Source organism: Hymenobacter defluvii (genome assembly GCF_017589435.1).
In the GTDB taxonomy this organism is placed as follows: Bacteria; Bacteroidota; Bacteroidia; order Cytophagales; family Hymenobacteraceae; genus Hymenobacter; species Hymenobacter profundi.
The window spans coordinates 88,269-99,529 of record NZ_JAGETX010000008.1; the positions used below are offsets into that span (position 1 = coordinate 88,269).

The 11,261-nt window shown below is 58.4% G+C and carries 10 protein-coding genes; 9 read left to right on the forward strand and 1 reads right to left on the reverse strand.

Translation table 11 applies throughout. The features are described from left to right. Window positions 1-29 precede the first annotated feature (29 nt). A complete protein-coding gene (locus J4D97_RS14705) occupies window positions 30-2,027 on the reverse strand; it encodes a M1 family metallopeptidase (protein ID WP_208308199.1) in 1,998 nt (665 codons plus the stop codon). Window positions 2,028-2,220: 193 nt separating this feature from the next. Here J4D97_RS14705 and J4D97_RS14710 point away from each other — a divergent pair, with 193 nt between their 5' ends. From J4D97_RS14710 to J4D97_RS14750, 9 genes are all read left to right on the forward strand, one after another. Beyond that, window positions 2,221-3,711 (forward strand): alpha-amylase family glycosyl hydrolase, encoded by a 1,491-nt coding sequence (locus J4D97_RS14710; protein WP_208308200.1) that lies wholly within the window; start codon window positions 2,221-2,223, stop codon window positions 3,709-3,711. A gap of 225 nt (window positions 3,712-3,936) precedes the next feature. Then, window positions 3,937-5,286 carry an alpha-amylase family glycosyl hydrolase gene (locus J4D97_RS14715; protein WP_208308201.1) on the forward strand — a complete coding sequence of 450 codons (1,350 nt, stop codon included), beginning with the start codon at window positions 3,937-3,939 and terminating at the stop codon, window positions 5,284-5,286. 141 nt (window positions 5,287-5,427) lie between these two features. After that, a complete protein-coding gene (locus J4D97_RS14720) occupies window positions 5,428-5,715 on the forward strand; it encodes a barstar family protein (RefSeq protein WP_208308202.1) in 288 nt (95 codons plus the stop codon). Window positions 5,716-5,792: 77 nt separating this feature from the next. Beyond that, a complete protein-coding gene (locus J4D97_RS14725) occupies window positions 5,793-6,746 on the forward strand; it encodes an aldo/keto reductase (protein WP_208308203.1) in 954 nt (317 codons plus the stop codon). Window positions 6,747-6,835: 89 nt separating this feature from the next. Then, the gene (locus J4D97_RS14730) at window positions 6,836-7,540 is read left to right on the forward strand and encodes a DUF421 domain-containing protein (protein WP_208308204.1); all 705 of its coding nucleotides are present in this window, start codon (window positions 6,836-6,838) and stop codon (window positions 7,538-7,540) included. Window positions 7,541-7,589: 49 nt separating this feature from the next. Then, complete coding sequence (locus J4D97_RS14735; protein WP_208308205.1) at window positions 7,590-8,459, forward strand: AraC family transcriptional regulator; 870 nt, start codon at window positions 7,590-7,592, stop codon at window positions 8,457-8,459. A gap of 153 nt (window positions 8,460-8,612) precedes the next feature. Beyond that, window positions 8,613-9,023 carry a DUF983 domain-containing protein gene (locus tag J4D97_RS14740; RefSeq protein WP_243900330.1) on the forward strand — a complete coding sequence of 137 codons (411 nt, stop codon included), beginning with the start codon at window positions 8,613-8,615 and terminating at the stop codon, window positions 9,021-9,023. A 57-nt stretch (window positions 9,024-9,080) separates the two neighbouring features. Next, window positions 9,081-9,470 carry a VOC family protein gene (locus J4D97_RS14745; RefSeq protein WP_185280839.1) on the forward strand — a complete coding sequence of 130 codons (390 nt, stop codon included), beginning with the start codon at window positions 9,081-9,083 and terminating at the stop codon, window positions 9,468-9,470. Window positions 9,471-9,863: 393 nt separating this feature from the next. Next, on the forward strand, window positions 9,864-11,201 hold the full coding sequence (locus J4D97_RS14750; protein ID WP_208308206.1) for a discoidin domain-containing protein: 1,338 nt from the start codon (window positions 9,864-9,866) through the stop codon (window positions 11,199-11,201). Window positions 11,202-11,261 lie beyond the last annotated feature (60 nt).

Genomic DNA, 11,261 nt, shown 5'->3' on the forward strand with positions numbered 1-11,261 from the left:
CTAACAGCCAACAGCTAGTAGCTATCAGCTTATTTAAGCTCCATCGGCAGCCAGTAATTGTTGTTGGGGTTCGCGTCGGGCAGTAGGTTGTCGGGGTTGAGGAGCACCAGAGCCAGGGGCGAGGTGGAGGGGTAGCGGAACGTCCAGGTGCCGCCGCGTTGCCACACTTCCACGGGTAGCTTCACGCGCCCTACCTTGCCATTGCTTTCACGCACGGCCACAAACACCGGCATGGCGGCGCGGTCCTTGTTTTCGATGGTGATGAGGGCACCCTGGGCAGGGTCCTGGTTCACGTAGCTGACGGTGGTAACGGCCTGGTCGAGCAGCCAGTTTTCCAGGAACCACTCCTTCCAAAACCAGCCTAAATCTTCACCGCCCACGTCTTCCATGGTCCGGAAGAAGTCTTTGGGGGTAGGGTGCTTGAAAGCCCAGCGCTTGATGTACGTGCGAAACGCGTAATCAAACCGCTCCGGTCCCAGAATAGCTTCGCGCAGCAGCACCAGCCCGAAGGCCGGCTTGGAGTAGGCCGCAAAGCCCAGGTATTGGGATTGGGTGACGTCGGGTGCCGTGTAGGGCACATCGGCATCGGGCACCCGGAGCAGGTAGGGCAGAATGTACTTGGCGCTGTCGCTGTTAGGCTTGTACTCGCCGTTGTTGAAGTTGCGGGTGCTGTGAATGTTGATAAAGGTGTTGAAACCCTCGTCCATCCACGGGTACTTGCGCTCGTTGGAGCCCACAATCATTGGAAACCAGTTGTGGCCAAACTCGTGGTCGGTCACGCTCCACAGGCGCCCGCCCTTGGAGTTGGCGCTGCAAAACACGATGCCCGGATACTCCATGCCGCCCACAATGCCGGCCACGTTGGTAGCCACGGGGTAGGTATATTCAAACCACTGCTTGGAGTTGTATTCGATGCTGTGCTTCACGTACTCCGTGGAGCGCCCCCAGGCCGAATCGGCGGCCACCTCGGGCGGGTAGAGCGACATGGCCAGCGACTTTTTGCCGCTGGGCAGATTCATGCGGGCCGCGTCCCACACGAAGGCCGGCGAGGCGGCCCAGGCCACGTCGCGGGCCTGCTGGCAGCGGAAGTGCCACGTCAGACGGCCGTTTTTGCCGGCCGGACGCGAGCTGGGTTGCGTCACCTCGGCGGGCGTGCGCACCAGCACGGTTTTGTCGGAGTTGGCGGCCTGTTGCAGGCGCCGCTGCTGGGCCGAGGTCAGCACTTCTTTGGGGTTCACCAACTCGCCTGAGCCGCCCACGATGTAGTTGGCGGGCACGTTGATGGTGTAGTCGAAGTCACCGTATTCGAGGTAAAACTCGCCTGCCCCGAGGTAGGGAAGCGTGTTCCAGCCCTCCACATCGTCGTACACGGCCATGCGCGGGTACCACTGCGCTATTTCGTAAATCTGGCCGTTGGGCGTCTGCTTACGGCCCAGACGGTCGGAGCCGTACTCCGGGATGTAGAACGAGTAGTCGATGCTGATGCGCAGTTTGTCGCCGTTGGGCTTCAGGGATTCGGGCAGCTGAATCTGCATGCGCGTGTCCGTCACCACATACTTGGCGGTGCTTTTCTTGCCGTGCAGCTCAATGCGCACCGTTTGGAGGCTGTCGCCACCAGCGGGCTCATCGGCAGCGTTGCCGAAGCGCGCCCCGTTACGGGCCCCGCGGATGGGCGTCGTCAGGGCGCCGCGGGAGGTGCGCTTAAACAAGTTCTGATCGAGCTGCACCCACACGAAAGGTAGGGCGCTGGGGCTGTTGTTGGTATAGGTGATGGTGACGGAGCCATTCACGCGCTCCTGCTTTTCGTCCAGCGTAGCGCTGATCTGGTAGCTGGCCGCGTTTTGCCAGTAAGAAGCACCGGGCTGGCCGCCGCCCGTGCGGTAGGCCGTGCCGGGGTCGTTCTGAAACAGCGGCGAAAACAGCGTGTGGGCGTCGTAGGTGCCGGCGTTGGGGATTTGGACCTGGGCCTGGGCAGAGGCAGCCGTGAGGCCAACGGCAGCGGCTAATAGAAAACGAAGTTTACGCATTCAGCTAAAAGATGGGAATGGAGGGTGGTGAAAAGGTCAAGGCTAGTATGAAGGCGCCGACGAAGGTGCATCGGCATCCTGTTGTTTTTACGAACGACTCACATCTGGCCTCCAGATTGCACGGGAGACATAAAAGTTTTGTTTGCGCCTCCCGCTATTACCATATAACATCCGAAAAGCACTATTTTTCGGCATGCGTTTCTGCCTTCTGCTGTTTGTAAGCCTGTTTTTCGCGGCTTGTCAGTCCAACCCTACCTGCCCGCCGCTGTCGGCGCCCTACACCATTCAGCACCCGGCCTGGGCGGCCCACGCCAGCATCTACCAGGTGAATGTGCGGCAATACACGCCTGCGGGCACATTTCGGGCGTTTGAGGCGCATTTGCCCCGCTTGCAGCAAATGGGGGTAGGGATTTTGTGGCTGATGCCAGTGCAGCCCATCGGGGTGGAAAAACGCAAGGGCACGTTGGGCAGCCCCTACTCTATCCAGGACTACCGCGCCGTGAACTCCGAATTGGGTACGATGGCTGATTTGCAGCACCTGATTCAGGAAGCGCACAAGTTGGGTTTGCACGTGATTCTAGACTGGGTAGCCAACCATACCAGTTGGGACAGCGAGCTGGCCCAGCAGCATCCCGAGTGGTTCACCAAAGATGCGCAAGGCCAGTTTGTAGCTCCCGTAGCCGACTGGCAGGACGTTATCGACCTCGACTATAGCAAGCCGGCGCTGCGCCAGTATATGACCGAAACCATGACTTACTGGGTGAAAACCGCCGGGTTCGACGGCTTCCGATGCGATGTGGCTGGCATGGTGCCCACCGATTTCTGGAACGACACGCGCCGGGAGCTGGAGAAAATTCAGCCCGTATTTATGCTGGCCGAGTGGGACGAGCTGCACCACCCGCCCTTCCTGAAAGCCGGCGAGTTCACGCCCAACACCCACCTGCTCGAACAGGCTTTCGATGCCACCTACGCCCTGCGCCTGCACTACTTGCTCGACAGCATCGCCCAGGGCAAACAGCCCGTGGCGGCCATCGACGCCTACCGACAAGCGGAGCGCGCCAAATACCCGGCGGGCATCTACCTGATGAATTTCACCAGCAGTCATGACGTGAACAGCTGGGACGGCACCGAGTATGAACGCCTGGGCGAAAACGCGCTGGCTATGGCTGTGCTCACCACTACCCTACCCGGCATTCCGATGGTGTATAGCGGGCAGGAAGCGGGCTTTGAACGGCGCCTGAAGTTCTTCGACAAAGACCAGATCGACTGGAACGCCTACCCTCTGGGCGACTTCTACACCAAGCTATTGCAACTCAAAAAGCGTAGCGCAGCCCTCACCAACGGTGACGCGTGCGCTACCTTCGAGCGCCTGTCCACGCCGGCTGGCGTGTATGCGTTCTACCGCCAGGGCCAGACGGTCCCTACCGACTCGGCCACTACAACGCCAGATACGCCCGCTACTGCGCGTCGCACCGGCAGCCGTGCACCAAGCACCGCCACGGTGGTGGTCTGCGTGAATCCCTCCGACCAGGAGCAGGCGTTTGGCCTACCCCAGGTGCCCGCAGGAACCTACCGCGAAATCTTCAGTGAGCGGACGTTGCGTCTGGGCGCTCGCAGCCGCGTCTTGCTCACGCCGCATGGGTACCAGGTATATGAGCTGATGGAAGCGGCAGCACAGGAGTAAAACGGTGTTGCCGGTCTGACGCCAACGGCGTCGGACCGGTTGCCGTTGCTGATGCCTGCGCCGCGGGGAGTAGGCGTCAGCAGGAGGTTGGAGCAACACAGCGACGACGACCGGTCGGACGCCTACGGCGTCGGACCGGCAGGCGCAAACAATCAGACCGAACCGGACCTCCGGGCTGCTCTTGCGTATAGGACGGTACGTTTCGTTTCCGTCAACGCTGTTTTCATGCACGATTTCACCCCGCATCCGCACGAGCATTTATTTCAGGTTCAACACCCCGATTGGGCTGCGCACGCCAGCATTTACGAAGTAAACGTGCGCCAGTACACGCCCGAAGGCACGTTTCGGGCGTTTGCCGAGCACCTGCCGCGCTTGGCGGCCATGGGCGTTGGCATTGTGTGGTTGATGCCGATTCACCCGATTGGGGAGCTGCACCGCAAGGGCACCCTGGGCAGCCAATACGCCGTGCGTGACTACTTCGCGGTGAATCCGGAGTTCGGCACGCTGGATGATCTGCGCTATGTGGTGGAAGAAGCGCACCGCCTGGACATGCACGTGATTCTGGACTGGGTAGCCAACCATACCAGTTGGGACAACCCGCTGGTAACCGAGCACCCCGAGTGGTTCACCAAAGACGAAAACGGCCAGATGGTGCCGCCCATTCCTGATTGGGAAGACGTGGTAGACCTGGACTACCACAGCCAGGAACTGCGCCGCTATATGACCGACGCCCTGCTCTATTGGGTGCGCGAGACCGACATCGACGGCTACCGCTGCGATGTGGCCGGGCTAGTGCCTACCGATTTCTGGGATGCTGCCCGCCAGGAGTTGGACCAGGTGAAACCCGTATTTATGCTGGCCGAGTGGGACGAGCTGTACCCCTCGGGCGGGCAAACCTGGGAGAACTTCAACAGCAACACCCGCCTGCTAGAGCGCGCCTTTGACATGACCTTTGGTCTGCGCCTCCACTATTTCCTCGACCACGTGGCTGAGGGCAAGCAGCCGCTGCGCGAGGTAGATGCCTACCTCGCCGCCGAACGGGCCAAATACCCGCGCAGCGTGTACCTAATGCACTTCACCAGCAACCACGACGTGAACAGCTGGGACGGCACCGAGTACGAGCGCCTGGGCGAAAACGCCCTACCCTTTGCCGTGCTGTGCGCCCTGCTGCCAGGAATGCCGCTGGTGTATACCGGTCAAGAAGCCGCTCTGAATAAGCGCCTCGCCTTCTTCGACAGAGATACAATTGACTGGAACGACTACCCCTTGCAGGCCTTCTACACCACGCTACTCCAGCTCAAAAAGCGCCACGCGGCCCTGCACAATGGCGTCCGCGAAAGCCGATTCGAGCGGCTGCCGGCGCCGGATACGGCTTACGCTTTTGTGCGTCGGCATGGAGAAGCGGCTGTGCTGGTGGTGGTAAACAGCACCCCTACTCCGCTGGAATGGGAACTACCCGACACTGTAACCAATGCCTGGTACGACGTGTTCAGCGGCCTCACGGAGGAGCTGTTGCCGGGTAGGGCGCTGACGGTGGAAGCTCACGGCTGGCGGGTGCTGGAGTACGTAGCGTAAAAAGTCATTTGTATACCCTGTAGAGACGCATACTTGCGTCTCGTCGTTGAACGATCTGCGTCAGCACTGTTCTGGCGAACAACATCAGCAACGACGAGACGCAAGTATGCGTCTCTACATCCTGAAACTACCCACCCGCCCATGCCCGTTCCCCACCTCACCCTCGACCTCCGCGGCCTCACCACCAAGGCCGATTTGCATATGTTTTTCAAGCGGGAATTGGCGTTTGAGGACTGGTACGGTGTCAGCTGGGATGCCTTCTGGGACAGTATTGTGGCCATTGCTGATATGCCTATCATACTCACCTTGCAGCACTGGCAGGACTTCGCCGCGGCCTGCCCGCGGGACATGGAAATCCTGCGGCAGGTAGTGGCCGATTACAACGACTACATGCCAGGCAAGCGCATCGAGCTGGACCCGCCGGCTTAAACTTATTGCCCGCCTATCGGGTACTACTACCCGGAGCCCTACCCGGTTCCTACCCACTTATTCTTTCAATCTTTCTCATGGAAAAACGCGAACTGGGCCGCTCTGGCCTGTATATCGCCCCGCTGGTGCTGGGCAGCAACGTATTTGGCTGGACCGCCGATGAACAAACTTCTTTCCGCGTACTCGACACGTTTGTGGGCGAGGGTGGCAACGCCATCGACACGGCCAACGTGTACTCGGCGTGGGTGCCTGGCCACCAGGGCGGCGAGTCGGAAACCATACTTGGCAAGTGGCTGCAACAACGCCACCGCCGCGACGACATCATTATCGCCACCAAGGTAGGGATGCAGATGGGCGATGGCTCCCAGGGCCTGGCCAAAGACTACATTAAGAAGTCGGTGGAAGCCTCGCTGCGCCGCCTCCAAACCGACTACATCGACCTGTACCAGTCACACAAAGACGACGAGACGCTGCCCGTAGAGGAGCCCTTGCAGGCCTACGCCGAGCTGATTCAGGAAGGAAAAATCCGGGCCATTGGGGCCAGCAACTTCTCGGCCGAGCGCCTGCGTGCGGCCCTGCAAGCCAGCACCGACCAGGACCTACCCCGCTACGAGTCGCTGCAACCCGAGTACAACCTCTACGACCGGGAAGACTTCGAGAAGCAATTGCTGCCTGTGGTGCAAGAGTTCGGCATCGGCGTGATTCCGTATTACGGCCTGGCTTCGGGCTTCCTCACGGGCAAATACCGCTCAGAAGACGACTTGCAGAAAAGCCAGCGCGGTGGCGGCATCGGCAAGAAATACCTGAACGACCGGGGTTTCAAGGTGCTGGCCGCTCTGGATGAGGTAGCCGAACGCCACCACGCCACCCAGGCCCAGGTGGCCCTCGCCTGGATTATGGCCCAACCCGGCCTCACGGCCCCCATTGCCAGTGCTACCAACATGGAGCAGGTGCGTGACATTATGAAGGCGACCATCCTCACGCTCAGCCCCGACGACGTAAAAATCCTGACCGACGCCAGCGCTTACTGAGGAGTTTACGTAGTAGCCCTACCCAACGGCCCGAATCCGCACGTGCGTGGTTCGGGCCGTTGGGTTTTGTAGCTATTTGCTTGTTTATTATGGAGCAGATTACTCCTTTCGATTGGCACCGCATGTTGTGGTCCGAGGATGCGCCGCCGGCTTTTTTGTGGGAAGTTGTGTTGCGCTGCGTCATCACCTACCTGCTGGTGCTGGGTGCTCTGCGCGTAACGGGTAGGCGCGGCGTGCGGCAGTTGTCCATCTTCGAGCTGAGCATCATTCTGGCCCTGGGCTCGGCTGGCGGCGACGCCATGTTTTACCAAGATGTGCCCCTGCTGCACGTGGCGGTGGTGTTCGTGGTAGTACCCACATTGTACCTGATTTTCAACCGGATAACCGAGAAGTCGGTAAAGTTCAGCAACTGGCTGGAAGGTGCTACCATCTGCCTGATTGAGGACGGTGTGATTGACATAGAGGAGTTTCGCAAGCACAACCTTACCTATAAGGAGCTGTTTGGTGAGCTGCGCCAGCGGCAGGTAGAGCACCTGGGGCAGGTGCGCAAAATGTATATGGAGGCCACCGGCGAAATCAGCGTCTTTTTCTATCCCACCACCGAACCCGTGCGCCCTGGCCTACCTATTTGGCCCGAGGTGCTGAAAACAGCGCAAGCACACGTAACGGAGCCCGGCAGCTATGCCTGCACCGAATGCGGCCGTGTTGTGGAGCTGCCGGCGGCTACGTCCGTTTGCACCGGCTGCCACCAGCACTGCTGGGTACCCGCCTGCACCCGCCAGCGAGAGACATAGGCAATTAGGCCGCTACGTTACTATAGCGCCGCCAGTCTACCTTGCACCCATGAAATTGTCGACAACGCTTCCCGTGCTGGGGTTGGCTTCTTTTCCAGGCATACCTGTGCAGCGACCCTATTATGCAGAGCACCTACAGACACACGTTGCCAACTTTCCCCACGTTGCCACGGCCCATGCCCACGATTTCTACCTGCTGCTATACGTAACGGCCGGCCATGGCACGCACACCATCGATTTGGTTACGTACGACCTGCGGCCGGGGAGTCTGTTTTTTATAGCGCCCGGCCAAGTGCACCGCTGGCACCTATCTGCCGATGTGCAGGGCATCATTGTTTTTTTCACGGCTGATTTCTACCTGTTTCGGTATCCGGAGAATCAACTGTTTAATTACCCTTTTTTCACTCCCGCACAGCTGCCCGTTCTCTACCTGGTTCCCAACGAAACCGAGCTATACCCGCTGTTTGCCCGGCTGCTGGCAGAAAATACCACTGCCCATTCCAATCAGGCTGAAGTAGTTCGTTCCTACCTGCACTTGTTGCTAGAACTGGCTACCCGCTACTACGCCCAGCCCGATACCGCGCTGCCTACCCTCAGCCACAGCGAAGCACAAATTCGGGAATTTGGCCGCCTACTCAACCAGCACTTTCGCACGCACCGCACCGTGCACGCCTACGCTCACTTGCTGCACCTCACGGCCAACCACCTGAACGCCGTGTGCCGACAGCGACTCAATAAAACAGCCAGCTCTCTCATTCACGAACGGGTAGTGATGGAAGCACAGCGCTTACTCACGCACTCGGCGCAGTCGGTGGCACAGGTAGCAGCAGCCTTGGGCTTCGAAGATGCCTCTTACTTCAGCCGATACTTCCGCAAATACAGCGGCCAAACGCCCGAAGTCTTTCGGCGGACCCGTTGATTTGTCCTGTAGTTGCCCGCAAGTAGTCCGTGCAGACTCGGGCCGGGCAAGGTACTTTTGCACCTGTTGTGGGGTACTCTTCTTACAAGAACCAGCCACAGCTTCTTATTGCGCGTAGAATGGCTATTGCGCGTTCTTTTTTCCTGCTGCCCTATGCAACCTATCCAATCGTCTGTTCTTGCTTCGCTTGCTCAGCGCTGCCCACGCTGCCACCAGGGGCCGCTGTTTACGCACGGCGCCTACAATCTTTCGCACTTCACCGATATGCCCGAACGCTGCCCCGTGTGTGGGCAGGCCTACGAACCAGAAACTGGTTTCTACTGGGGCGCTATGTACATCAGCTTTGCCTTCAGCACGGGCATTATGTTGATAGTGGGCGTGCTGCTCTACTACCTCGCCGGCGACCCCGACACGTGGGTATATGTGTCGGCGGTGGCTTTGGTGACGGTGGTGCTGTCTCCGCTCAGCCTGCGCTACTCCCGCACCTTTATGCTCTACCTGTTTGGCGGCATCAGCTACGACCCTGATTGGGCCAACCACGCGCCCGTGCGGCGGCGCGGCTAGCAAAACGTTTCACTAGCAGTTACTTAAACAAAACCCTACCGTAAAAAAGCACAGCCTATGCTTGCGCTGCAACGCGTCCATCACATTGCCATTATCTGCACCAATTACCCCGTCTCGAAGCACTTTTATACGCAGGTGCTAGGCTTGCAGGTAGAGCGCGAGGTGTACCGCGAGGCGCGCGACTCCTGGAAGCTGGATTTGCTGCTGGATGGGCAATACATTATCGAGTTGTTTTCGTTTCCTACCCCGCCGCCCCGCCCCAGTCGGCCCGAGGCGGCGGGCCTGCGCCACTTGGCCTTCGCCGTAGCCGATCTGGATGCAGCCGTGGCGCACCTGATGCAGCACAACGTCCAGACCGAGCCCATTCGGGTAGACGAGTTTACCGGCCGGCGCTTCACGTTCTTCGCCGACCCCGACGGCCTACCTCTGGAGCTATACGAGGGGTAGATTTTCCACTACTGGTCTTAGCAGCAGAAGCCAACAGCCGCGCGCTCGTTGGCTTTTTTGCGTGGGGTGATATAGCAATATTTCATTGTAATACTCTTGTCTCAGCGCAGGCTAAGACAATGCTCCGCTCTACTATATTTCTATTTCTCTTTTTAGGAATAATGGCGTATAGATAGTCTATTATTGATTATATCGTGCACAACTGAACATTCGCCGAAATAGATGTACATACATTAATACGCATTCTACCTTTGCTGCATCCAATTAGTGTTTCTTCTACCCGTTGTTATGCAGCATTTCACCCAGCGTTTACTAGCAGTACTTTTCTTTGTTATCCTAGCTGGAAGCACCCGTGCTCAGACTGTAGTAAACATTGCTCTGAATCAGCCTACTATGGCTTCGTCTTTCGAAAACGAAGCTAGCTACCCCGCTTCTGCGGCCACCGATGGCAAGTTAAATACGCGGTGGTCGAGCCAGTTTAAGCACGATCCGGAATGGATTTATGTAGACCTGGGCTCTATCGTTTCATTTGATCGGGTGAAATTGAATTGGGAAGGAGCCTATGCTAAAGACTACCTTCTTCAGATATCCAATAATGGGACTAACTGGACAACAATCCGTACTATCACCGGCAATACGGAACTGGTAAACGACTTTTCGGCGCTGCATGCCATGGCCCGTTACGTGCGGGTATACGGCACCGCCCGCAGCCAAGAGCTATATGGCTATTCGCTGTTTGAGATTGGGGTGTATAACGTATCCAATCTAGCCTTTGGGAAGCCCGGCACTGCTTCCTCTACCCTCGGCAACAACACCACAGCCAACGCATTTGATGAGAAAGACAACACACGTTGGGAAAGTACCCACGGCATCGACCCAGGCTGGCTGTACGTGGACTTGGGCCAAGTATATACCATCAACGAAATCAAGCTAATCTGGGAAACTGCAGCCGGCAAAGACTTTCTGGTGCAGGTATCCAACGATGCCACCACCTGGACTACCGTACGGAAGGTGACCGGCAACACCAGCCTCCTCAACGATTATGCTGGCCTCAGCGTGCAGGGCCGCTACGTACGGATGTACGGCACCGCCCGCACCACTCAGTATGGCTATTCGCTCTACGAGTTTGCGGTATATGGTTCCGGTAACGGCGCCGCCTTGGTTCCCCTACCCGTCACGCTAACGTCTTTCACGGCGGCGGCAAGCCACAACGGCGTGCAGCTGCGCTGGACCACGGCCACCGAGAAAGACAACCAGGGTTTTGAGGTGCAACGCTCCGTGGATGGTGCTGCCTTTGAGCGTGTTGCTTACCAGCGCGGTGCTGGCACCAGCACCAGCACACGCTCCTACCACTACCTGGATGCCAACGCACCCACCGGCCTGGTGTACTATCGCCTGCTCCAAACCGACACCGACGGCACCACTACGTACAGCCCAGTAATAGCCACGCAAGTAACTCGTCAGGAAGCTGTTGTAGCTGTTACCTACAGCGTTTACCCCAACCCTGCCACGGAAGAAGCCCACCTGGCCTGGACTACTACCGCCCCCACACCGGTTGTACTGCACGTATACGATGCCCAAGGCAAAGCCGTAGCCCAGCGTACGTTGACAGAGGAATACGGCCAGAATAGCCTGGTCCTCGATCTGCGCTCCTACCCTACTGGTATCTACTTCCTAGCCCTGCGCAATGCTACCGGCGTAGTGTATCAAACCAGAGTGGTGAAACAGTAAGCTGCTGGTCTAGCAAACAGAAAAGCCCGCTACCATTGGTTGGTAGCGGGCTTTTCTGTG